Source organism: Domibacillus sp. F004 (assembly GCF_057814295.1).
Genome location: NZ_JBVATB010000005.1, coordinates 24,466 through 48,475 on the forward strand (window position 1 = coordinate 24,466; position 24,010 = coordinate 48,475).

At 41.3% G+C, this 24,010-nt stretch carries 25 protein-coding genes, 2 pseudogenes and 1 riboswitch; of the genes and pseudogenes, 11 read left to right on the top strand and 16 right to left on the bottom strand.

Annotated features, from left to right (window positions below; genetic code table 11):
• Position 1: 1 nt before the first annotated feature.
• Positions 2–163 (bottom strand): Lmo0850 family protein, encoded by a 162-nt coding sequence (locus ACZYRN_RS13275; RefSeq protein ID WP_488912078.1) that lies wholly within the window; start codon positions 161–163, stop codon positions 2–4.
• A 175-nt stretch (positions 164–338) separates the two neighbouring features.
• Between ACZYRN_RS13275 and cls the strand changes: the two genes are divergently transcribed.
• The 3 genes and pseudogenes from cls (at position 339) to ACZYRN_RS13290 (ending at position 3,797) form a co-directional block, all read left to right on the top strand.
• Positions 339–1,799 carry a cardiolipin synthase gene (gene cls / locus ACZYRN_RS13280; RefSeq protein ID WP_488912079.1) on the top strand — a complete coding sequence of 487 codons (1,461 nt, stop codon included), beginning with the start codon at positions 339–341 and terminating at the stop codon, positions 1,797–1,799.
• A 321-nt stretch (positions 1,800–2,120) separates the two neighbouring features.
• Entirely contained in the window at positions 2,121–2,303 is a 183-nt protein-coding gene (locus tag ACZYRN_RS13285; RefSeq protein ID WP_488912080.1) for an SE1832 family protein, read from the top strand.
• A gap of 134 nt (positions 2,304–2,437) precedes the next feature.
• Positions 2,438–3,797, top strand: a pseudogene (locus ACZYRN_RS13290) (IS3 family transposase).
• A gap of 53 nt (positions 3,798–3,850) precedes the next feature.
• Here ACZYRN_RS13290 and ACZYRN_RS13295 read toward each other — a convergent pair.
• The 6 genes from ACZYRN_RS13295 to ACZYRN_RS13320 form a co-directional block, all read right to left on the bottom strand.
• Positions 3,851–5,404 carry a polyamine aminopropyltransferase gene (locus ACZYRN_RS13295; RefSeq protein WP_488912081.1) on the bottom strand — a complete coding sequence of 518 codons (1,554 nt, stop codon included), beginning with the start codon at positions 5,402–5,404 and terminating at the stop codon, positions 3,851–3,853.
• Between the two features lie 15 nt (positions 5,405–5,419).
• A complete protein-coding gene (locus tag ACZYRN_RS13300) occupies positions 5,420–5,815 on the bottom strand; it encodes a DUF350 domain-containing protein (RefSeq protein ID WP_488912082.1) in 396 nt (131 codons plus the stop codon).
• Between the two features lie 27 nt (positions 5,816–5,842).
• Positions 5,843–6,397 carry a DUF4247 domain-containing protein gene (locus ACZYRN_RS13305; RefSeq protein WP_488912083.1) on the bottom strand — a complete coding sequence of 185 codons (555 nt, stop codon included), beginning with the start codon at positions 6,395–6,397 and terminating at the stop codon, positions 5,843–5,845.
• Positions 6,398–6,455: 58 nt separating this feature from the next.
• Complete coding sequence (locus ACZYRN_RS13310; RefSeq protein WP_488912085.1) at positions 6,456–7,127, bottom strand: PspA/IM30 family protein; 672 nt, start codon at positions 7,125–7,127, stop codon at positions 6,456–6,458.
• A 19-nt stretch (positions 7,128–7,146) separates the two neighbouring features.
• The gene (locus ACZYRN_RS13315; RefSeq protein ID WP_488912086.1) at positions 7,147–7,656 is read right to left on the bottom strand and encodes a DUF4178 domain-containing protein; all 510 of its coding nucleotides are present in this window, start codon (positions 7,654–7,656) and stop codon (positions 7,147–7,149) included.
• 143 nt (positions 7,657–7,799) lie between these two features.
• Positions 7,800–8,927: a diacylglycerol/lipid kinase family protein gene (locus ACZYRN_RS13320; protein ID WP_488912088.1), complete on the bottom strand. Its 1,128-nt coding sequence runs from the start codon at positions 8,925–8,927 to the stop codon at positions 7,800–7,802.
• Positions 8,928–9,135: 208 nt separating this feature from the next.
• On the opposite strand from ACZYRN_RS13320, the gene ACZYRN_RS13325 reads away from it, so the two are divergent.
• Complete coding sequence (locus ACZYRN_RS13325; protein WP_488912089.1) at positions 9,136–9,915, top strand: HAD family hydrolase; 780 nt, start codon at positions 9,136–9,138, stop codon at positions 9,913–9,915.
• A gap of 89 nt (positions 9,916–10,004) precedes the next feature.
• Positions 10,005–10,427 (top strand): hypothetical protein, encoded by a 423-nt coding sequence (locus ACZYRN_RS13330; RefSeq protein WP_488912090.1) that lies wholly within the window; start codon positions 10,005–10,007, stop codon positions 10,425–10,427.
• A gap of 51 nt (positions 10,428–10,478) precedes the next feature.
• Here the strand turns inward: ACZYRN_RS13330 and ACZYRN_RS13335 are convergent, their stop codons facing one another.
• From ACZYRN_RS13335 to ACZYRN_RS13350, 4 genes and pseudogenes are all read right to left on the bottom strand, one after another.
• A complete protein-coding gene (locus tag ACZYRN_RS13335) occupies positions 10,479–11,093 on the bottom strand; it encodes a PH domain-containing protein (protein ID WP_488912091.1) in 615 nt (204 codons plus the stop codon).
• 126 nt (positions 11,094–11,219) lie between these two features.
• Positions 11,220–11,435, bottom strand: a pseudogene (locus ACZYRN_RS13340) (YceI family protein); the annotation flags it as partial.
• Positions 11,422–12,294 carry a YitT family protein gene (locus ACZYRN_RS13345; protein ID WP_488912299.1) on the bottom strand — a complete coding sequence of 291 codons (873 nt, stop codon included), beginning with the start codon at positions 12,292–12,294 and terminating at the stop codon, positions 11,422–11,424. The gene ACZYRN_RS13345 and the pseudogene ACZYRN_RS13340, both read right to left, overlap by 14 nt.
• A gap of 226 nt (positions 12,295–12,520) precedes the next feature.
• A complete protein-coding gene (locus ACZYRN_RS13350) occupies positions 12,521–13,453 on the bottom strand; it encodes a manganese-dependent inorganic pyrophosphatase (protein ID WP_488912092.1) in 933 nt (310 codons plus the stop codon).
• A 347-nt stretch (positions 13,454–13,800) separates the two neighbouring features.
• On the opposite strand from ACZYRN_RS13350, the gene ACZYRN_RS13355 reads away from it, so the two are divergent.
• Complete coding sequence (locus ACZYRN_RS13355) at positions 13,801–15,072, top strand: MFS transporter (RefSeq protein ID WP_488912094.1); 1,272 nt, start codon at positions 13,801–13,803, stop codon at positions 15,070–15,072.
• Here the strand turns inward: ACZYRN_RS13355 and ACZYRN_RS13360 are convergent.
• From ACZYRN_RS13360 to ACZYRN_RS13375, 4 genes are all read right to left on the bottom strand, one after another.
• The gene (locus ACZYRN_RS13360) at positions 15,034–15,687 is read right to left on the bottom strand and encodes a uracil-DNA glycosylase (RefSeq protein ID WP_488912095.1); all 654 of its coding nucleotides are present in this window, start codon (positions 15,685–15,687) and stop codon (positions 15,034–15,036) included. The two genes, ACZYRN_RS13355 and ACZYRN_RS13360, sit on opposite strands and share 39 nt — an antisense overlap.
• Positions 15,688–16,029: 342 nt before the next feature.
• Positions 16,030–16,809, bottom strand: a complete 780-nt coding sequence (locus ACZYRN_RS13365) for an SDR family oxidoreductase (protein ID WP_488912096.1) — start codon at positions 16,807–16,809, stop codon at positions 16,030–16,032.
• The gene (locus tag ACZYRN_RS13370; protein ID WP_488912097.1) at positions 16,810–17,814 is read right to left on the bottom strand and encodes a lactonase family protein; all 1,005 of its coding nucleotides are present in this window, start codon (positions 17,812–17,814) and stop codon (positions 16,810–16,812) included.
• 299 nt (positions 17,815–18,113) lie between these two features.
• Positions 18,114–18,257 carry a Fur-regulated basic protein FbpA gene (locus ACZYRN_RS13375; RefSeq protein WP_488912098.1) on the bottom strand — a complete coding sequence of 48 codons (144 nt, stop codon included), beginning with the start codon at positions 18,255–18,257 and terminating at the stop codon, positions 18,114–18,116.
• Between the two features lie 258 nt (positions 18,258–18,515).
• A riboswitch (TPP riboswitch) is annotated at positions 18,516–18,625 on the top strand.
• On the opposite strand from ACZYRN_RS13375, the gene ACZYRN_RS13380 reads away from it, so the two are divergent.
• The 5 genes from ACZYRN_RS13380 to ACZYRN_RS13400 all read left to right on the top strand — a co-directional run bounded on the left by ACZYRN_RS13380 (position 18,610) and on the right by ACZYRN_RS13400 (position 22,393).
• On the top strand, positions 18,610–19,260 hold the full coding sequence (locus ACZYRN_RS13380) for a thiamine phosphate synthase (protein ID WP_488912099.1): 651 nt from the start codon (positions 18,610–18,612) through the stop codon (positions 19,258–19,260). Its footprint overlaps the riboswitch before it by 16 nt.
• A 5-nt stretch (positions 19,261–19,265) precedes the next feature.
• Positions 19,266–20,402: a glycine oxidase ThiO gene (thiO, locus tag ACZYRN_RS13385; protein WP_488912100.1), complete on the top strand. Its 1,137-nt coding sequence runs from the start codon at positions 19,266–19,268 to the stop codon at positions 20,400–20,402.
• Complete coding sequence (gene thiS / locus ACZYRN_RS13390; RefSeq protein WP_488912101.1) at positions 20,399–20,602, top strand: sulfur carrier protein ThiS; 204 nt, start codon at positions 20,399–20,401, stop codon at positions 20,600–20,602. Before thiO ends, thiS begins: the two co-directional genes overlap by 4 nt.
• A gap of 1 nt (position 20,603) precedes the next feature.
• Positions 20,604–21,371 (top strand): thiazole synthase, encoded by a 768-nt coding sequence (locus ACZYRN_RS13395; protein ID WP_488912102.1) that lies wholly within the window; start codon positions 20,604–20,606, stop codon positions 21,369–21,371.
• Positions 21,368–22,393: a ThiF family adenylyltransferase gene (locus ACZYRN_RS13400; protein ID WP_488912103.1), complete on the top strand. Its 1,026-nt coding sequence runs from the start codon at positions 21,368–21,370 to the stop codon at positions 22,391–22,393. Before ACZYRN_RS13395 ends, ACZYRN_RS13400 begins: the two co-directional genes overlap by 4 nt.
• A 141-nt stretch (positions 22,394–22,534) precedes the next feature.
• Here the strand turns inward: ACZYRN_RS13400 and ACZYRN_RS13405 are convergent, their stop codons facing one another.
• A complete protein-coding gene (locus ACZYRN_RS13405) occupies positions 22,535–23,869 on the bottom strand; it encodes an RNA-guided endonuclease InsQ/TnpB family protein (RefSeq protein ID WP_488912104.1) in 1,335 nt (444 codons plus the stop codon).
• Positions 23,870–24,010: the final 141 nt, after the last annotated feature.

The window sequence follows — 24,010 nt, forward strand, 5'->3', positions numbered from 1 at the left end:
CTTATCCGATATGATAAGATGTAACCATTTTTGTGGAGCCAGCCGTTTCACAACTGTCCTGCAGTGCTTTCCAAATCTCTAATCTGGATTTTGTTGCTGTTACTTTTACACCAAGCCTGGCAATTTTATCAACTATTTCGCGAGTCCTATCTGCACTCTTCATCAGTTATCCACCCTTTAATGTTTTTTTGTTTATACGTTTTATATAAAAATTTGTTTCGTTTTTTTAAAATGTATTCTTCTTTTTCCCCGTTTCATTGATTTCAATCCGATTTATTCTTATTTTTTTCTTGTATAATAAACAGTAAGGACAATTTTCAATTAGGTCGGTGATAAAGGTGACAATCGATATTTCAATCTGGCCATGGGCTGCATATACTTTATTCGCATTGAATGTTACATTCGCAGTAGTCGTTATTTTTCTTGAACGGCGTGATCCTAGCGCCACTTGGGCATGGCTTATGGTCCTTTTTTTCATCCCTTTTCTGGGCTTTTTTCTTTATCTCGTCTTTGGACAAAATTTAAGCAGAAGCCGCCTCTTTGATTGGGACGATAAAAAGAAAGTCGGGATTGAAGAGCAGATCAATCATCAAAAAAAAGCCATCAAAGGAAGTGTTTTTCCTTTCGCCAACCCGCATACCCAGGAAAATGAAAAACTGGTATATATGCTGCTCAGTCACAATGACGCTTTTTTATCTGAAGATAACAGCGTCGATATTTATATAGATGGCCATGCTAAGTATGAAGCATTAATAGAGGATATACGTAATGCGAAAGAACATATACACCTTCAGTATTATATCTTCCGCTTTGATGAACTTGGAAAAAAATTAATTCATTGTTTAACTGAAAAAGCAAAGGAAGGCATTGAAGTCTTTGTGCTTTTTGATGACTTAGGCTCGAGAAAGTTAAGACGGCGCCATTTTAAGGAATTGATTGAAGCGGGAGGCGTTGTAGAAGTGTTCTTCCCTTCGCCTATTCCTTACGTTAATTTACGTCTTAACTATCGTAATCACCGAAAAATCGTCGTGATTGACGGACAAATTGGCTACTTGGGCGGATTTAATGTTGGTGACGAATACTTAGGAAAAGATCCATCATTCGGCTACTGGCGTGATACACATTTGCGGGTGAAGGGCAGCGCTGTTCATGCCCTTCAAACACGATTCATATTAGACTGGAACCAAGCATCAAAACGGCATGACTTTGTGTATCATGAACGGCTTTTTCCTGTACCTGCAACAAAAGGCGATGTTGCACTTCAAATAGTCACAAGCGGCCCAGATTCTGAATGGGAGCAAATTAAAAGCGGTTACTTTAAGCTGATTACAACCGCTAAAAAGTCCATTTACATTCAAACTCCCTATTTCATTCCAGATGCGAGCATTTTAGATGCACTCCGCATCGCTGCTTTGTCTGGGATTGATGTGAAAATTATGATTCCAAATAAACCTGATCATATGTTTGTTTACTGGGCTACTTATTCCTATGCTGGTGAACTTATGAAAGCTGGAGCAAAAATTTATATTTATAACAATGGATTCATTCATGCAAAAACGATTGTCGTAGATGAAAAGTTAAGTTCAGTTGGTACCGCTAATATTGATGTGCGAAGCTTCCGATTAAATTTTGAAGTGAATGCATTCATGTATGATTATGAAAGCGGCAAAGCACTTGCAAAAATTTTCAGGAATGACATGCTGGTCTCCTATGAATTAACACCTGAATTGTATCAGCAGCGCTCTTTATTAATTAAGTTTAAAGAATCCATTTCTAGATTACTATCGCCAATCCTTTAAAAGAAGCGAAATTCGCTTCTTTTATTTTTTTGTGACAAATTTTCGAAAAAAGTTTTGAATTTTTTGTGAACATGTAGTATGATAGCTTTACAAACTACTTAAGGAGTGATTGGTATGGATCGAGTATTGACAAAGCGTTTAAATAAACAAGGACTTATTTTTGTGGCGGTCCATACGGTATTTTTCCTTAACCTTGCCATCGAGTTCATTGTTTCTTCTTAATTTTAAAAAATGAGTATCGGTTCACTGCTTCATGCAGTGGCCTTTTTTATTTTCCACGTGTAAAATAAAAGGACGATTATGCATAAAGGCGGGATTCTAATGAAAAAAGCACAAATTGAATATAAAATTGCCGAACTGAAAATGGATTACATGCGTGTGCAAGGCGACATTGAAAAACTGGAGTCTACTGGACATGGCACGACAAAAGCAGAAGAAATGTTGACTGCAATGGAGGAAGAATTGAAAGCCTTAAATGACCAATTGCTTGCGGCGACGGAATAGCACAGCTACGCTAAACACGATTATTGATGAAACAACAATGTTTTATAACAGAACCAATCACAAAAAGGTCGCCCCAGGTATGAACTGCACCCCAATTGTTAGACATAACTAACAATTGGAGGTGCAGTTTTTTTATGGTAAAATTTTCTCCAGAAGAAAAAATACAGGCAGTAAGACAATATTTAGATGGTAATGAAGGAGGAAAAACAATTGCTAAATCTATTGGTGTTCATCTTAGTATGCTTCAACAGTGGATTAAACAATATGAATTTTTCGGTGATGATGCTTTTGAAAAACGCTATACATCCTACCCCGCACAGTTTAAACTAGATGTACTTAATTATATGAACGAACATAGAACGTCTATCAGGGAAACAGCGGCGATTTTTAATATTCCCTCTTATGAAACGCTTCGAAAGTGGAAAATTTCTTATGAAGCAGGAGGGGTTGATGCCCTGCAATCAAAGAAAAAGGGGCCTCTATCCATGAAAAATAAAAATAGTAAGACAACAAATATTCAAGTACCTAATGACGGATCAATAGAGGCATTACAGGCGGAGAATGAACGTTTACGTATGGAGAATGCCTATTTAAAAAAGTTGAATGCCTTAGTTCAAAACAAGGGAAAATCACCAAACAGGACAAAGCACAAGTAGTCTATGCATTAAGGCATGAATTTCCGGTGAAAGCACTTCTTCGGCTCGCAGATATTCCGCGCAGCACGTATTATTATTGGGTGAAAAACTTCGATCGTCTTGATCCAGATACAAAGCTGAAAGTATTGATTCAAACTATTTTTGACGAACATGAAGGTCGTTATGGCTACCGCCGTATTCGTGATGAACTTAGAAATCGCGGACATAGAGTAAACCACAAAAAGGTACAGCGTATCATGAAAGAACAAGGACTAAAATGTCTTGTCCGCATGAAGAAATATCGCTCTTACAAAGGAACGGTTGGTAAGATCGCACCAAATATTCTAGATCGCAGCTTCCAAGCTGAAAACCCAAACCAAAAGTGGGTTACGGATATTACGGAGTTTAAATTATGGGAGAGAAATTATATTTATCGCCAATATTAGATTTATTTAATGGCGAAATCATCACCTATACACTTGGTTCAAGACCCACTTATTCACTTGTCTCAACCATGTTAGATCAAGCTTTCGAACGTTTAACAGATCAAGATGCCCTTCTTATTCATTCGGATCAAGGCTGGCACTACCAAATGAAGCCATACCGTTATGCCCTTAGTGAACGAGGAATTATACAAAGCATGTCCCGAAAAGGGAACTGTTACGATAACGCTGTTATGGAAAATTTCTTTGGCACCATGAAATCAGAACTTCTTTACCTAAAAGAGTTTGAAAGTGTGGAACACTTTAAACAGGAACTAGCAAAATATATAGAATACTATAATCACAAACGAATCAAGGCAAAATTAAAAGGCATGAGCCCGGTACAATACCGAGTCCATGCCCAACAAGTAGCCTAACGAAATAACCTGTCTAACTTTATGGGGTCACTTCAGTAGTGAGGCGGCTCTTTTCAATAAAAACGCCACGATTTTTCATAAACTTCAATTAAATTCGGCCGTATTAATGTATTCGGTTGTAATGTCACTGGGCGCCCATTCTCATCTTCGATAATAGCATCTTCATCTTTCCCAAATACACCCAGTGCTAGAAGCATGTCTGCCGTTAAATATCGGGTATTGCTTATAATACTCAGTTTAGACAATTGTACAGGTTCACGCGAGGCTAAAATAAATCCCCAGCCGCCGAAGCTTGGAATATCTGCATGCAAATTTTCTGTTTTCAATCCCGTCTCTTTAATTGTTTTATCAATCGTCCAGTACACTTCCGGCGCAAAAACAGGGCTTGTCGCCTGTACAATCGAAGCACCATCCGGCTGCAAGTGATTACGGATAAGTGAATAAAATTCCTGTGTATAGAGTTTATTTAGCGATTCATTATTCGGATCTGGTAAATCGACGATAATAACATCATACAAACCAGTGGATGCTTCAAGAAACTGAAATGCATCGTCGTTCACCACATTGACACGATCATCATCGAGCGAACCTTCGTTTAATTCCGTCAATAAATGATTTGTTCGGGCCTCGTTAGTCATAGCTGGATCAAGATCGACGAGTGTTACCTTTCCCAAATCTTCATATTTCAATAACTCCCGCACAGCAAGCCCGTCCCCGCCGCCTAGAACGAGGACATTGTCATGACGCTTGGCAGCGGCCATCACCGGATGCACAAGGATTTCATGGTATCGATGCTCATCAGATGAGCTGAATTGTAATTGCCCATCTAGATAAAGACGTGTATCCCCTTGCTCACGTGTTAAAATAATTTGCTGGTACGCTGTCTGTTTGGAAAACACAACTGGGTCATGATACAATTTTTGTTCAAAATGAAATGCTGCTTCTTCTCCAAATAGAGCACCTGCAATTAAAATAAGCAACAATACAATACCCGATGCTGCATGTAAAATGAAACGTTTCAATTCTTTTTTAAAACGGAATACAATCCAAAGCGCAACGGCCACATTAATAAGGGCTACGAGAAACGATGTCTTGACCAGACCAAAGTATGGACGGAGTAAAAATAAAAAGAGCAGCCCGCCTACTAACCCGCCAGCATAATCGGAAAAAAGCACTTTCGCCGCACTTTTTTGCAAGGAAACACCAATTTCATTTGCTTTACGGATTAATATCGGCAATTCTACACCGGTCAAGGTGCCAACAAACAATGTAACACCATATAAAAAAAGGGCATCTGTCCCGTCTGGCAAATAAGCTGTAACGCCAAAAAGCATCATCGCTGAAAAGCCGCCAATAAGGCCCACGCCGTATTCGATCCAAATAAAGGATGCAATCAAATGATTCGTTATTTTTTCACTTATGTAAGCGCCGACGCCCATTCCGGTTAAAAAAAGGGAGATGGTAAGCGTATACTGCTTCACTCCATCTCCTAAAATATATGAACCGAGAGCACCGAACAGCACTTCAAATATGATTCCGCAAATCGATACGATACCTGATGCATAATAAATCGATCTGCTTTGCCGGTTGGATTCCTGTTCAGTCATATCATCAGCACCGCCTTACGAAATCGAGGCGCCTATAACAAACGCCAGACCAACAGAAACAGAGAATGAAACGATGCCTACTGCTAGATTTCCCTCTTTCAACTGCTCTTCCACTGAAAAATTTCTTGTGAACACTTCAAATAGAACATAGGCTATTAATTGAAGCACCATCCCGAATAATCCCCAGTACACTGTTTCCAAAATGGTATCATTGTGAAAAATAGAAAACATAAGAATAATGCAAATACCGATAATTTTCCCGCCAATTGACAACGCAACCGCTGTATTGCGGCCTTTAATTTCATCCCAATCTTTATACTTTCTCGTTATTTGTTCAAAAATCACTAAACCTACTACTACGACTGCAATGGCAATCGCATAATATAAAAACGTTAACAAAAATGGGTTCACGATTGAATCCCCTCTCTTAATATACTATTACTTGCCTGATCCCGGACCGCCGCCTCGAAATACAGAACCTCTCCCGTATGTACCAGACGAAAATGAACCATAGTATCCGCCGCCTGAGTAGCAATCATCATTATTTCGACGGCACTTGTTCGATTGTGATCGCTCCCAGTTTGAACCGAAACGGCCATTTAGAAACGAACCTAGCAGCATTCCCGAAAAGAAGCCGGGATTGTAATGCGTGCGGACAAACTCATCTTCTGCTACTTCAACAAGCGTCGATCCTGGATTGTCCGGATCTTCTGTTAATATAATAAACTCGTCATCATAGACGAGTACTTGCCTGCCGTCTACTTCTTTACCAGTTTGTTCCGGTTTCTGTACTTCAATTAATTCTGCTGCTGTATCCGAGACACTTTTATTTACCCGGTATACAAGCGCGCGGTCATTTGAACTTGTATTGTTTTGAACAGCATCAATGAACGTATAATTTTCATCAATATACTCATCCGCCTCTGACAGTCCGCACGCAGCAAGAAATACGACAAACGCAATCGTACCGGTTAGCCATCCTTTTTTTGTCATAAATAAAACACTCCAAATGAACAGAAACGGCCCGCCCATATACACGGGCCGCGGTTCCTTATTCTTTTCCGAGCTTTTGTTTAAGCGCGGCCAGTTCGTCATCAACAGCACTGTTTTTCTTCAATGCAGCCAGTTCGTCATCCAAGCTACGCGATCCAGCGCGTAAATCTTCTGATGTTTCCGCTTCTGCTTCATACTGCATCACTTTCTCTTCCATCCGTTCAAAGCCGAGGCGTGATTCATCACCGCCAACTGACGACATCGCCCGGTTCATTTTTGTTCTTGTTTTTGCAGATTCTGCTCGCGCTTTTAACGAATCTTTTTTCAAGCGCATTTCCTCATACTCACGCTTCATTTCGGACAATTTATCACGCAGAACTGCGACATCTGAAGCCGCTTGTTCATGCGCGGTACGCATGGAGTCTGCTTGCTGGGCGTGAACATTTTTATCTTCAAGCGCACGGCGGGCCAAGTCTTCATTTCCGGCTCCAAGCGCATCAATTGCTTGCTGCTGGCGCTTTTCCACCATGCTATTCGCATCATCATATTTCTTTTTGAGCATTTTTTCATTTGCCAGCTGTTTTGCTACAGCAGTTTCTGCATCGCGAATGTCCGCGGCCATTTCCCGCATAAATTGATCAAGCATTTTAACAGGATCTTCTGCTTTCTCAAGCGCCGCATTTAACTCTGACCCTACATATGTCTGTACCCGTTTAAAAAATTGAAACATGTTATCTCCTCCAATTTGTTTAGCTTCCCGCCAGGATAGTCACTTCATATTCTTCAATTTCATACCCGTAACTGACTTCGACATCTCCGCCCCATACTTCAACAGATAAAAAATGTTCTCCGGAATCGTCCGCATAGTCATAATAGTCCACATTTTTTCCATGGATGTTCTCACTGCGGCCCTCTCCTTTTACATATGCCTGTCCCTGCTCTTCTAAATGATATGTGCGGCCGTCATGTGTCACTTTTCGTGCACCCAGTTCAAGCCCTGGCAGGCGAATCGTTTCATATATCCCCACTTCAAGCTCATCATCAAGCTCAACGCTGAGCCAGCACACTTTCCCGTTTGCCGCCAATTGGTATGCATCCCACGTATAACCGCTGTCATTATAATGAATCTTGCCGGTCACTTCATAATCGACAAGATCATATGTGACGAAATCGCCTACACGTACATTTAAAAGCGTACGATCTTTAGTTTCGGGAATTTTTTCGTCAGCTCCTTTGAACAGACGCTTAAAAAAACTCATTTGTTTTCACCTCACCTATATGTACGCACAAATTATTCCTTAGTTTCATTTTTTTGAGTATAACAAAAAACAAAACCGTAAAAGCACACAACTGATGATTTGATTCCATTGTCACCTGCTAAAATATAGTTTATTTAGCTATTTTAAGGAGCAAAAATGGTTAAATGGCCTTGAAGTACTTTTAATTCAAGCGGTACAGCCTCTGTCATATCACCGTCTACATTTGCTTTTAACTCCATTAATGAATTGATTCTTAATTTTTCCGATGTGAAATAAAGAACATCTGGATCGTTTTGAAAGTCCCCTTTTAATAAATTTGCCCCAATCCGCAGCAATTTAGGCAGCGCCACATCTTTTACAATAAAGCAGTGAAACTGTCCATCCGCCACTTTCGCATCAGGTGCCAGCTTTTCAAAGCCAGCAACTGAATTCGTTAATGCTGCTAAAAAAAGAAGCGATTTTTCTTCATATATGCCGCTGTCTGCCTCTACTTTGATCGTAAATGGTGTTTTATCCGTCAATGTTTTTAACCCTTCAATAATATAGGCAAGTGGTCCCAGTGATGTTTTCTTTTCGGATGTCACTTCACCAGTCGCTTCAGCAATGCCTCCCAGCGCTAAAATGTTTAAAAAATAATGATTATTTATTTTACCAATATCGGTCAATTTTGTTTTGCCACCCAGCACACCAATCGCTTCTTTCGGATCAAGCGGTATATTGAGCGCACGCGCAAAATCGTTCACTGTTCCAAGAGGTATGACACCCATAACAGGACGATGCGGCTGTTCAGCAAGACCGTTGACCGTTTCATTCATTGTCCCATCTCCCCCCATGGCGATAACGGCATCATACTTTGATTCGCATGCTTCTTTTGCAAAGCGCGTCGCATCTCCTTCCCCTCCTGTCAGACATACATCAACGCTGTACCCCGATTTTTTAAGCTGTTCCATTATTTGATCAATGTGTTCTTCTGCTTGTTCTTTTCCAGATGACGGATTCGCAATAATCATCGCTTTTTTCACTGTGGGAACCTCCTGCTTTCTCGATTTACGATTCCGGTAAAAATGACCAGTGCCTAGTTCGTCATTTAATCGCTGTTCCATTTGTTCAAGATTCTCTTTCGTCACAGGCGGATCATTTTCCGACCATTTGACATTATAAATGAAGTAATATTGGTTGATAAGCCGAAAAATGACGGTTGAGTTTGGAAAATCGTCATAGATGGCTTTTATGTTATACCGCTTCGTGTACGACCACTTTATTAAATTCATACTTCTTCACCTAAGCATGGTATACCCTAAAAATGATGAAAAGAACACCGTTATGTGTCCTTTTTCGCTAAATTTAGTGAAAGAAATACAATAGCGGACGCAGAATGAATTCACCCCCATTTTTATCTTTTCTTTATCAAAAAAGAGGATTTTTACGTTTTTTGTCGAAATAGCACCTAGACTACACCTACATGAAGGAGACAATATTTTGAAAAAAGCACTATTCTTTGACCTCGATGATACACTTCTGGATGATAAAAAAAGCATTCAAACAGCATTTGACGTAACATGTGGTGAGATTGCCGATAAATATGGAAAAGATGCTAGAGAGATTGAACAGCATGTCCGCACTGCTGCCCGCGCGCAATACGAAACGTATTCTTTTTATCCAGTGACGGTTTCAATCGGCATTAACCCGTTTGAAGGACTGTGGGGTAATTTTGGTGATATTCATTACAAACCATTCCGTGATATGGGCGAAAACATTGCAGATTATCAGCTGAAAACTTGGCAAAATGGCTTTTCTGCAGCAGGTATCCCCCTTGTAGAAGCGGAATGGGCACGTGAGCGTTTCCGTTCCGTGCGCCGTAACTCACCATTTGTCTACGAAGAAACGTTCGATGTACTAAATGAACTTCGTGAAAAAGGGTACCATCTTCTTTTACTGACGAACGGAGCCCCCTCACTTCAGTTAGAAAAATTAACAATGACTTCAGAGCTTGTCCCTTATTTTGACCACATTTTAATTTCGGGTCATTTCGGGTTTGGCAAGCCGGAAAAAGCCATCTTTGATCATGCACTGAACCTAATGAATGTCGAAGCGAAAGACGCCCTTATGGTTGGCGATAATCAAGGAACGGATATTCTTGGCGCAACGCGTGCTGGCATTGATTCTGTATGGATTGATCACGGCGAAGGCAAAATCATTGATGGGGCAAACCCACACTATACGATCAGCCGGTTAAATGAAATTTTGACGATCGTATAAAAAGGTTTACTTTTCTCTCAAAACGGGTATATATATATGTTGTTAAAAAGCATATAAACCTAGTTTTAACAGGCAGAGGAGAGAAATAGATGAATAAGCATATTGAACCGTCCAAATTGGACATTAAAGTTTTTGATCAGAAAGATAGCCGCCCTTTTGTAGAAAATGTGATAATCGATAAAGAAGTATATGAGCTTCGTGACGATACGATGAGAACCCCGCTTGAAAAAGCGGAAGTCTTTGAACAGCTGTTGCAAACGGAAGATGAATGTGAACTGTGGATCATCCCTGTTACCGAATCGACGTCTTCCTTCACACAAACGTTGTCAGAAGAAAAGACATCCGCTCTTTTCGGCATGCTGTCATCAATCCGTGAAAAGGTACAGCGCGACCGTCTTTTTTTAATCGTTGGCGGCAACTGCTCTACTATGATCAGCAAAGTTGAACAGCTAGGCTATAACGCTGTTCCGTGTGAACAGTCTGAACTTGAATCTCTAACAGTCGAATATTGAAAAATGAGGAGCACTCTGCAGAGTGCTCCTCATTTTTTTATAATTGCATTTCTAGTTATTAATATATTTTTCAAACACTTTCCCAAAATCTTTCGCGCGGTATCTTGAGCTTGATTGCACTAACCAGTTAAATGCATAATTATTTATTTTTTCGAATTCACCCGCTAGATCGATTTGTGTCTTCGTAATATGTTGAATGCTGCTTGCTGACATATCAAGACTTTGCTGTGAATAGCCAAGATAACGCTCATTTTCTTGTTGCATTTCAGCAATTTTTAATAAAGCCTTATACAAATCTTTTAATTCCTCTAAATGTTTTTTATGCACATCAATCGAATACGTTTCATTGCCAAGCGTAAATTTAATTTCTACATCAAGGTCAACTGTCCCCGCCGTCTCAAGCATAACATTGGAGACTCGATTGGTGACATAGTTGAATCGGCGCAGCATTCTCTTTTTGCTAACCGCATTCGCACCATCAACATGAACGAGACCAAGATTTGTGAAGCAATACTCATCTGCTTTTGATTTAATTAAAAAATAAATTTTTTCATTATCTTCATGCATAATGTAATCATCAGCATCTACCTTATCGTAATCCGCTGGTTTAATCACTGCACCAACATCGCTTAATCCAAGCACATCCGCTGCCACTTTTCCAAACATATATATCCTCTCCTCTTTTATACAGTATGCGAATAAATACGTTTTAAAAAGTAAAAAGTTTCATTAATTCTGCCCAGTTTCGATAAAAAAACTTCAAAGTCTCATTGACTTTGAAGCTTCTGCCATTTATTCACCAACTATAAATTCAAAATTTGCACTGAATTTTACATCTTTCCCTACAAGTACCCCACCTGTTTCCAGTGCAGCATTCCAAGTTAAGCCGTAATCTTCACGGTTTACTTTGCCTTCTGCATCAAAACCGGCAATAGTGCTGCCATCCATCGGGATTTTGGATGTACCATTAAATTCAACTTTAATTGTTTCAGTATTAATGAATGTCTTTTTTCTTAAATCGACCGCCGCGCACTTCTGCGATATCTGCTACTGCGAGAAACGCACTATCATCCATATCCTCCACGATCGATTTTAGTTTTGCTTCTTCAAGACGGTTAATTACACAAAAAATAACTTTCTTCTGATCACCTGTGTATGCACCTTCCCCATTCAAATAGGTCACACCGCGTCCAAGACGGGCAATAATGGCTTCCCCAATTTCCTGGTATTGGTCGCTAATGATCCATGCTGATTTCGATTCATCAAGACCTTGGATAACAACATCAATTGTTTTAAAGGCGATAAAATAGGCAAGTACGGAATACATCGCCCGGTCCCATCCGAATACGAATCCACCCCATAGAAAAATAAAAATATTAAAGAACATGACAATTTCGCCTACAGAAAAAGGGAGTCTTTTATTAATTAAAATGGCGAGTATCTCTGTCCCGTCGAGTGAACCTCCATAACGAATAACGATGCCGACACCCGCTCCGAGCGCCAGCCCCCCAAATACTGCCGCAAGTAAAATATCCTCTGTAAACGCGGGGACGGGATGAAAAAAAGTAGAGGCAATCGATAAAACCGCGATACCGAAAATCGTTGATAACGCAAACGTTTTTCCGATTTGTTTATAGCCGAGGTAAAAGAAAGGAATATTTAATAAGAATAAATACAGACCGAGCTTCACACCAGTCAATTCCGACAAAATAATGGAGATCCCGACAATTCCGCCATCCATAATCGAATTTGGCACAAGAAAAATTTCAATTCCAACAGCCATCATAACCGCACCAGTAAAAATAAATAAAACTCGTTTAATCCACTTTCTAAAAGTCAATCTTTGGTGCTTTTTTTGGAGCTGGATCTCTTTTTCCGTCTGTGATTCAAGTCCCGTTTTTGGTTCAATTTCCGTTATTGATTCATTGCTCACACGTTCACGCTCCTACTCTTTATTTCTTTTATTATAACTATTTTTTACATAAAAAAAAGCACCCTTCTTGAAAGCGCATTCATTTTATTCGATAAACCTTGCTTTTTTAAAAAAAAATCCGTTCGAAAAGAAGATCCTTTTCGAACGGAAAGATAAGTTCTTATTTCGCCTGTAAAATTTCTGTTAAAATGGGAACAATTTGTTTTTTGCGTGATACAACGCCTTTTAGAAGAGCCGTATTGTTATCAAGCTTCACATTATATGCTTCTTCAACAGCAGATGCTTCCGCTCCCAACGCAATTGCAACAGAGTCGCTGTTTAAAATATCCGTAATGACAACGAGGAACAAGTCTAATGCTTTTTCACCAATCACATTATTTACCGCTTCTTCCAGATCTGCTTTAAGGGCTAGAACGTCAGCTGGATCAATTGCATTGATCTGAGCAATTTCAACTTTTTTGCTGCCCATTGGAAATACTTTTGCATCAATAGAAATAAGCTCTGCAGCTGTTTTTCCGCCTAAGTCCGCACCAGCTTTCAACATATCAAGACCATATTCTTCTGCGTTTACACCAGCAATTGCGGCTAATTCTTTCGCTGCTTTTACATCTTCTTCTGTGCAAGTTGGTGATTTAAATAAGAGAGAATCAGAAATAATTGCAGACAGCATTAAGCCAGCGATATCTTTTTCAATTTCCACACCATTTTCTTTGTACAATTTGTTCAATATCGTTGTTGTACAGCCGACTGGCTCAGCCCGATAATACAACGGGTCCGCTGTTTCAAAGTTTGCGATACGATGATGATCGATGACTTCAAGAACCCTTACATCGTCAATGTCGTCAACACTTTGCTGACGTTCGTTATGATCGACAAGAATAACCGTTTCGACTTCAGGTGCAGCTTTTTCGATGAGACGCGGTGCTGTTTTATTAAATTGTTTCAATGCATATTCAGTTTCACCGTTTACATCCCCAAGACGAACTGCTTCTACGTCAAAGCCTAGCTTCGTTTTCAAGTCTGCATAAACAAGCGCTGAGCAGATTGTGTCCGTATCCGGATTTTTATGACCAAAAATAAATGTTTTTCCCATGTGTTTTCCCTCACTTTATGTATATATTCCGTTTTATCGCAGGTTAACGGGCTGTAAGACCCCCCACTTCAAGTCTGGAGAAATCGAAAAAGGATAAGTAGGGGACAAACTGCCCGTAAAAGCCCGATTCGTTCATCTAACCATCAGCGGAGGACGAAAGAAAACCTCCGCTGATAGAAGATTCACTTTATTTTAACGCAAAACAGAAAAAGATGCCTTAATTAATTTCAGTATAACTGAAAATGATTTAAATTCCTATAAGGTTAATTGGTTTAAACGTTAAATTATTGTAAATGGCAGGATGCCTTCATAAAAGTGCGAATTACTAATAAAATGGAGGTGTTTTTATGCAAAAAAGTCAGGGTTGGAAATTATTTTTAACATTCCCGGTACTATCATGGGCGCTTTATGATTTTGCTAATACGATTTTTTCATCAAATATTACGACGATTTTTTTCCCGTTTTATGTACAGGAAGCAGCCGGGGGAGACGAGCGGCTCGATCAAATTGCCAGTACGTTTTTATCTTATGCGAACGCCGTATCAAGTTTTTTCCTCGTATTATTTTCCCCGCTGTTTGGTGTATGGATCGACCGGACTGGACGAAAAAAACGATATGTCATGGCATTTGCGCTGGCAGCCATTATCTTCACTGCGTTAATGGGCTTGATAGCCCCGCTCAGTCTTGGCCAATTTGGCGGACTTCCGGCAGCATTTGCCGCAGTCGTTGCATTATTTGTTGCCGCAAAGTTCTTTTATCAGTCCAGTTTAATTTTTTACGATGCGATGCTGCCGGATATCGGAACAAAAGACACGATGGCTGTGCTGTCCGGGTTTGGAGTCGCAGTCGGTTATATAGGGACGCTTGTCGGATTAGCTGTCTATCCGCTCGTAAGTGATGGCAATTATGCAGATGCTTTTATTCCAACCGCTGTTCTCTTTTTTATCTTTACGATGCCTATGCTCTTTTTATACAAGGAAATACCAGGACCTGTCTTAGATAAACGACCATTTTTCGCCGGATACCGCGACGTTTGGCATACGTTTAAAGAGATGCGCCGATACCGGCCGATTTTTTTGTTTATGATTGTCTATTTTTTTATGAATGACGCGATTGCCACAGCGATTGCGATGATGGCTGTCTATGCAAAAGCAATTATCGGTTTTACATCTGGTGAATTCATTTTGCTTTATCTTGTATCCACGGTTTCAAGTATTGCCGGCTCGTTTATTTTTGGCTATATTACTCGGGCTGCTGGTGCAAAAAAGGCCATCTTTTATGTTGGACTTATTTTATTCTTTGCTTTACTCCTCGGCACGCTGGCAATGAACCGTCCTATGTTTTGGGTAACCGGCAGCCTGTTCGGCATCTCGCTTGGCGCCATCTGGGTGACATCGCGCATTTTTATTATTGAACTGTCACCTGAGGAAAAACGCGGCCAATTTTTCGGTTTGTTCGCTTTTTCAGGTAAATTATCAGCGATTGTTGGCCCTCTTATATACGGAACGATCACGCTCTTACTCGCCGACTATGGTAATATCGCAAGCCGAATGGCACTCGCTTCTCTTATGCTATTCGTTTTAATTGGATTGCTCGTTCACCGAAAGATTCCCCAGTAATGTACGCAAATTTTTCATGTCGGAATGAATAAGTTCCAGTAAACGGCGATTGTAGAAAATAGCCGCTGGATGAAAGGTCGGAAAGATTCGGTATTCTTTTTCCGTCCATTCATATTTATCCTCATTCAAGCGTATAAGGGGCTGAATAAGCAATTTACCATGAAGCTCAGATACTTTTTTTTCTTTGCCGATAAGCCGCTTTAAACCTATGTTGCCAAGTGTGACGATCACCGGAGCCTTTACATGTTCAATTTCATAATCTAAGAGCGGTGCATGAGCCATGATTTCACCACTTGTCGGCGCCCGATTGTATTTTCGTTTAATTTTTGTTCCGTCCGGACCGTTTTTCTCACCCCATTTATAAGGCCGGCTCCGGACGGCACTCGTTATGTATACCTCTTCTCTTGTGACACCGGCTATCTCCAAAAACTTCATCAATTCATTACCCGCGCGTCCGCTGAATGGAATGCCGTTGCCGATTTCTGTTTCACCGGGTGCTTCACCGACAAGCATCACTTTTGCATATTCCGGACCGCTTCCGTATACAAACCCTTCGACTGGATATGAATCAATCCTTTTTTTCCCTAAAATTGCTAACTCCTCTGGAATTCGCATTATACTATTCCCCTTTACCGTTCATTTGTTCTAACCGTGACTACACTAACTATCGATTGCGAATAATAAGTAGAGCAAATAGCGAATATTGGTCAAAATGAGTTCCATATGCGTGTTCCGGAATGTGTCCTTCCTTCAAAAAAGGAGCCCTACTATTGAACAAGGGCTCCATACTTTTTATTGTGTTAGCATCTCTACTGCATTGTTGCTGACTTCTTCGGGCACTGTAATAGGCTCTACACTATTCTGACCACTCTCACGGCTGAATCCATAGGGTTCTTTTTCGCAAACATCCCAGTAATTTAAAAAAGTTTCGACAAATTTCCCTCTTTGTCAGAAAAGTCACAATAATGATTCGATTCCATCTACATAAACAACCGAACCAGTCACATGGCTTGCAGCGTCACTTGCCAAATAGTGAACGAGATCCGCGACTTGTTCCGGCTTTCCAGAACCTCCTGCAAGCGGCTGATTGCCTTTCGGATACTCAATTGGTATACGAATTTCTTTTAATTTTTCCTCTTCCATGTTGGTACTTTCATCAATATTCGTTTCAATTGCACCCGGACAAACCACATTGACTCGGACTTTAAACTGTGCAAGTTCAACAGCAGCCATTTTGCCAAGACCGACTTGACCCGCTTTCGTTGTTGCATAGGCAGAAAAGCCAAAATTTTTAAATGTTCGTGTTCCATTAATAGACGATGTAATAATGATGCTTCCGCCGTTCTTTTTCAAATAAGGTATAGTATATTTTAACGTTAAAAAGGTACCGGTTAAATTCGTCATCATAACAGAATTCCAATCGTCTGGATCCAAATGTTCAAGCGGTGTGAATGTCCCGTTTTGCCCAGCATTTGCAAATACAATATCAAGTCCGCCCCATTTCGCAGCCGCCTCATTAATCGCTTTTTCCATCTCCTCTGCTTTTGACACATCCGCTTTCACATGAAAAACGCGATCTTCACCAATTTCTTTCACTAATTCATCTGAATTTTCCGGGCTCCGATCCAAAAGCACGACATTGGCTCCCGCTTCCGCAAAACGAATGACCGTTGCACGGCCAATGCCAGAACCTCCCCCTGTGACGAGTGCTGTTTTTCCTTTTAATGAAATATCCATTTACTTTTCTCCTTTCTTAATGACACATACTGGTGCTGGAATTGTAATTTTCTCACCTGTAAAAACGGGCAGGCCATTTTCTTCTAGTTTAAATAAGGCAAGTTCATTTGAATCTTGATAAGCTGTAATTAAATAGGGTGCATCTGGCAATACGTAAAAACTGCGCGGCGTTTTACCTACCCCTTCTACGTGACGCGGCTGTGAAAGTGCCCCTTTCCCTTGAATATCAAAAACAGCAAATCCATTCCACCCACGAACAGACGCGTATAGAAACCTCTTATCAGGACTCATTTGTAAATCGGCGCCTGTATGAACGCCTTTGTATCCTTCAGGAAGAGCGGCGACTGTGTCTAGATGCACCATGTACCCCCCTGTTTCCACCTTGTAAATTGAAACAGTTGAATTTAGCTCATTAATAACATATAAAACCGGCATGTCCGGATGAAAAAGCGCCATCCTTGGTCCAGAACCCGGTGCTGTTTTCACTTCTTTTACGAGCTTAAGTTCGTTTTTTTCATATACAGCAAGTGTATCGGTTCCAAGGTCGCACGCGACTATATGAACCCCATCTGGAAATGGCGTAACAGAGTGAACATGCGGCGCATCCTGCCGTTCTGCATTCGGCCCGCTTCCTTCATGTTTCACAAATGCTGTTTTCGTCAAGCGGTCGCCGTCACGTTCATATTTTGTTACGGATCCCCCGTAATTAGCGGTCCAGGCGGATGTTCCTTCTGCGTAAATATGACAGGGCGCCATTTCACCCGCATCTGCTGCTGCTTTTCTGTCTAATCCATCTTCATGCATTTTAAAAAGAGCCGCTTGGCCCTCCATCGTTTCGGAAGCCGCAAATAAATAACCGTCTGCTTCTGATAAAAAAGAAGGATTTTCAACCCCGGCATAGCGGTCCGTCACATTTAACGTTTCATTGTCCGTGTCCACGTTTACTTTATAAATGCCAGGTTCTTCCTTTTTCGCATAACTGCCAATCCAGAGTGTATAATTCAATCAATCATCTCCGTTCTTTCTATTTTTTGTTCATAACTTCAGCTTAGTATTTGTTATTGCTGCTTTCATGACTTTACTTGACCCCATCTTTAACCACTAATTTAAACATCTCTCTTCTTATTACCCGCCATTCTCTTTTTCATACGTGAAATAAAAAGTTTATGATTTTTCCTCCCTCTTTCCTATAAATTTAACTTCGCGATTACGCAGAGAATCATATATTCTATTGCCCATTCAACGTTAAAAAAGCTCGAACGCAGTCATTTGCGTTCAAGCTTTTTTCTTGATTAATTATTTATTTAGTTGTTTCTATTATTTAAACTATTTAAACGAATCAATTCATCAACCGTTAATTCATAAAGCTGACGGTCTTCATATTTAAAAATCCCCTTTTCCATTAACCGTTCAATCCATATCATTTGTTCATTCTCTGTTATTTGCATATGGTCTTCCCCTTTTTTTCTTATTACCTTTATTCTATTCCCTCGATGCGCATATTATGAAACATATTTCACGACAAATTTTTACAAAAAATAAAATAAAATTCGCTTTTCAAATACCCTCCTCCATCTACTTTTAATCTATCTTTTATGTTAAAACTACGTTGAACCATATTGTTGATCGAACGCTTTTTGGCTTATTTAAACTATTTTCATAGGTGACATTATCTGAATAGTATGATAAGCTAAGAAAAACTGAATACAATCCACTGGAGGTGCCTTTTTAAAAGGCTGAGATCAAAGTGATTACTTTGGGATTCCTGGAACCTGATCCAGTTCGTACTGGCGTAGGAAAGTGGCGAGACCTTTCTTTATATTGTCTTACTTATACAGCGCTGCTTTCCCGATGTGGATAGCAGCGCTTTTTGTATGTTTAAAAATGGAGATGATGCATTTGATTCATGCAGTGACAGACGGTACCGGCCTTTCTGAAAAAGCCATTATGACATCTGCCTCTCTTTATCCAGATGTTGACGCGATTTGTATACGTGAAAAGCAGTTACCGGAAACAGACATTGATTCAAAAATACAGCACCTCATAAAAAGCGGGATTCCGCCTGAAAAATTAATCGTTCATTCCTACCCTGATCTTGCTGTTCATTATGGGCTGCAAGGGGTTCACTTTACAGAATTCGATGAACGGCTAAAAACATTCAAACATTCCTATCCGAATATACAAGCGGGCAAATCTACTCATTCTGTGAATACAGCGAGACAGGCAGAGATGGATGGTGCTGACTATATTTACTTTGGTCACATCTTCACAACTCTTTCAAAAGAAGGCCTCCCTGGCCGCGGATTGGATGCGCTGCGAGACGTAACAAAAGCCGTTTCTATTCCTGTCATCGCAATTGGCGGCATTCACTCAGGTAACGTAAAGACTGTGATTAAAGCAGGCGCGGCCGGCGCAGCAATGATTTCTGCTTTTTTTAAAAAAGAGGGGTGAACACGATGAAACGATATGATGTTATTATTGCCGGCGGCGGTGTGATTGGCTGTTCAATTGCTTATCGTCTAGCAAAATCCGGTTTGTCTGTGGCTGTGTTTGACGCCGGTACAGCAGGCAAAGCATCGATTGCAGCGGGCGGCATGCTTGGTGCGCAAAATGAATTTGAGTATGAAAATCCGCTTATGGATATAGCGCTTGAAAGCCGGGCAATGTTTCCGGATCTTCGCGATGAGTTGTTCGAAGAGTCCGGTGTAGATATTGAATTGCGCAAAGCAGGACTGTTAAAAGTAGCGGCTACAGCCGATGATCGGCCTGCTCTTCTCAAGCAGTATGCTTTTTTAGCCAGCAAAGATGCATCTGTTCAGTGGCTCGAGCCCGATGATGTGCCATCTGTAGAATCATGTATGTCCAAGGAAACAGCCGGTGCCATTTATTTAGAAAAAGATAATCAGGTGAAAGCACCGCTGCTCGCCCGCGCATTTTTGCTGGCGGCCGTCAACGCCGGTGTCCATGTGTACGAACGAGAGGCTGTTGTTCAGATCGCCGTGGAAGCGAATACAGTATGCGGGGTACATACAGCCCGCGGAGTATTTTATTCCGATCGTGTCATTAATGCAGCCGGCGCATGGAGCCATACATTATTTGAGGATGCGGGTTTCGTGCCGCCGATCATTCCAGTAAAGGGTGAATGCGTGTCAGTGAAACTGACTGAAGCGGCACCTGTAAAAACCGTTTTTGCGGTTGATGGCTGCTACATCGTGCCAAAGCGTAATAAGGAGATGTTGATTGGCGCGACATCTTATCCCGGCTCATTTGATTCATCCGTTACAGCAGGCGGCATCCGCTCTTTGCTTAACCGGGCTGCGCGGCTTTTGCCTGTGCTGGACGAAGGGATCATTGACCGCACATGGACCGGAGTGAGGCCCCAATCATCTGATGGATTGCCGATAATCGGCGCCCATCCTTCTATTAATGGTCTTTACATATGCACCGGCCATTACCGGAACGGTATTTTATTAAGTCCTGTAACTGGGGTATTAATGGAGCGGTATTTAAATGGCTGCGAAAAAACAGCGGCCATCCTTGCCCCTTTCTCTCCAATCCGGTTTCAAACAAAAAAGGAGGAACTATTGGTATGAACATGACCGTGAACGGACGTGACGTGCAACTGCCAGATCACGTCACAACAGTCCGCGATTTGCTGAATCACTTTAAGTTAAATAAAGAATTGGCAATTGTCGAACTCAATCAATCAATTTTAGACAAAACAACACGCGATGATGCGGTGCTCAGTGATGGCGACCGGGTTGAAATCGTTCAATTTGTAGGAGGCGGATAATATGTTAAACATTGGACCTTATTCATTTACATCAAGATTGCTGCTTGGAACCGGAAAGTTTCCAAATTTCGATATTCAAAAAGAAGCAGTAGAAAAATCAGAAACAGAAATTTTAACGTTTGCAGTGCGCCGAATGAATATTTTCGAACCAAATCAGCCAAATTTTTTAGAAAAGATTGATGTAAAAAAATACACACTGCTGCCAAATACGGCTGGGGCGAAAACGGCGGAAGAAGCGGTTCGTATCGCAAAGCTTGCAAAAGCATCCGGACTTTGTGACATGATTAAAGTCGAAGTGATTGGCTGTGATAAAACACTGTTGCCAGACCCGATTGAAACATTGAAAGCATCTGAAATGTTGCTTGAAGAAGGATTTATTGTTTTGCCTTACACATCTGATGACGTGCTGCTCGCAAAGCGGCTTGAAGATCTTGGCTGTCACGCAATAATGCCGGGTGCATCGCCAATCGGCACAGGTCTTGGCATTATTAATCCTCTCAATATCCGTTATATTATTGAACAGTCTTCTGTACCGGTTATTGTCGACGCTGGAATCGGGGTGCCTTCTGACGCAGCAAAAGCGATGGAACTCGGGGCCGATGGTGTTCTTCTCAACACAGCTGTTTCGGGTGCACGCGACCCTGTAAAAATGGCTGAAGCGATGAAATACGGTGTTCTTGCAGGCCGTGCTGGATTTGAAGCGGGGCGTATCCCGAAAAAGATGCATGCTGCTGCTTCGAGTCCATTGGAAGGAATGAGTGTACTTTGACCGAACGGTATTCGCGCCAAGTGTTATTCTCCGAAATCGGAAAAAGCGGTCAGGAAACACTTCACAATAAGCACATCTTACTTATTGGAGCGGGGGCACTCGGGGCAGCGAATGCGGAAATGCTCGTCCGTGCCGGCGTTGGCCGCATCACAATTATTGACCGGGATTATGTTGATTTTTCGAACTTACAGCGTCAAAACTTATACACAGAGCAAGATGCGATTGATCGGATACCGAAAGCAGATGCTGCAAAGAAAAGACTCTCAGCAATTAACTCAGACATTATCGTTGATGCGTTAACCCTTGATGCAGATGCTGATTTTTTTGAGCGGTTTTTTTCTCGTAATATTGTCGATCTTGTTATTGACGGCACCGATAACTTTGACATCCGCTTTATTCTTAACGACGCTGCTCAAAAATTTAAAATCCCATGGGTATACGGTGCTTGTGTCGCATCAGGCGGTCTATCACTGCTTGTTATCCCTGGCAAAACGCCATGTCTCCATTGTTTAATGGATACAATCCCTCAAGCAGGCGCTACGTGCGATACAGCCGGCATTATTTCTCCAGCTGTTCAAATGACCGCTTCTGTGCAAACCGCAGAAGCATTAAAATGGCTTACAGGCAATATTGATGCTTTACGCAGTACCGTTTTTTCATTTGATTTATGGACAAATCAGTTTTCATCCGTTGATGTAGCCCGACTAAAAAAACCGGACTGCCCATCATGCGGGGCAAATCCGGTTTATCCATTTCTTTCATATGAACAATCAACAAAGTTTGCTGTATTATGTGGCCGGGATACCGTCCAAATCCGGCCAGCTGGCATTGATCGGCGCGACCTTCATCTTTTATCTGAAAATGTGAAAAAAAATGCCGATGTAACGCATCAAAATGCTTTCTTACTCTCCTTTAAAAAGGAACCTTATACGGTTACCGCGTTTAAAGATGGCCGCGTCTTTATACAAGGTGTATCCTCTGTAGAAGAAAGCAAAAAAATATATTATCGCTACTTTCACTGACCACCCCCACGGCTGAAGCCATGGGGTTCTTTTTCGCGAACATCCCACTTGCCTTCTTTCATCGAAAGAGGCAGAGGCGGAACTTAGGCGACCAACTCTTGAGTGAAAAACAGTCTTTCAAGAGGGCAAGGTCTGTGCCGACTACGCCATTCGGCTGGCGATACGTTTTTCTTTTTTCGGTCGATCGTTTGGATGTTTCGTTTTTTGTCTTTGTTCATCTGACAAAAACCGTTTATACCAAACGGGCTGCTTGTAGATCACCGATAAGAGCGGTTTCGTGGCCATGTGGTGTTGTTTACGGGCGATGTTTTGCGCGCCATTGACATCACGATGGATTTCTGTTTGGTGAACAGAACAAATGAAATGTCGTCCATTCGCATGGTGTCTTCCCCCGCAAAACGGACAGTCTTGTGACATATAGCTTTCTTCTGTTTCTTCCACTTCGATGCCTTTTAACTGCGCTTTATACGTGAGTTTTTGTTTGATTTTCCCTTGATTCCACAAAGAAAGCTGCTGTCTTCGTTTTTTGTTTGTCCTTTGTTTCTTTTGGCTGTGTTTCTTCGTGTTTTTTTCGATCCCAGATACATGCCCGATCACAAAGTTTGTGACGTGCTCTTCCTCTAAAAAGGCGACAATTTCTTTCGTTGTCTTATGTTCCAAGTGTTCGAGCTGATTCTTACTTTTTTGGCGAATCCGACTTTTCGCTTGCCGGTATTTTTTCCATTGGTTCGATCCTTTTTTGCAGCGGGACATTTTCTTGCTCAAATCGGCTAATGCCTTGGCACGGAATTGAGAGAGACTGCGCATCGCTCGTCCGGATACTAATAAAGCTTTCTCCTCTGTTGCCACCGTCACCGCATGGATTTCCCCTAAATCCCCGCCAGCTACTTTCCTGTCATACGCAGAAAGGTCTTTTTCAGGAACAGAAACCGCATAACAAAACCAGTACGCTCCGTTTCTCCACACGATTTCCGCATAATTACAGCTTTCTAGGTCTTCGCCAGATCGATTGGGTATGAAAACCGCTTTGTTTTTCTTCGGAACCTTTTCCGTCCACGCATTCTTTTTCTTCTTGGTTATCAAGTCTGAAAGGGCATATCCATACTCCGCTTTTTTAATCGTGATCGTCTCTTTGGACACGTCCATAGAGGCTTTTTTTAACGGAATACAATAATACTCTTTTTTTCGCCACGGATATTTGGCTTTTTTGTCCGTTTTTCGCAGCTGCCGGATCGTTTCACGGTTCGCCGCGTATTTATCCGCAATCGCTTGAACCGTTTGAGAATGAAGATCATACGTTTGTTTTCGGATGGCTTGAACCTCTGTTTTACTCAGCCACTTTTTACACGCGAAATAATAAGAAGCCGTTTCCCGAACAATGTCATTCCATACGGATGCGGCTTCCCGCTGCATCATTCTTAATTCATTATATAGCTCCTCATTATAAGGAATTCGAAAGGAATGTGTGACAAACATAGTGGCGCCCTCCTTCCTCACTTGATACGTTCATCATAACAGAATACATGTTCCTTTTACAAAAAAAGTGTCGAGAAAACAAAAAAATCGAACAAGTATGTGCCAAAGGACATGCCTCGTTCAACCTCACTCTCATCCCAT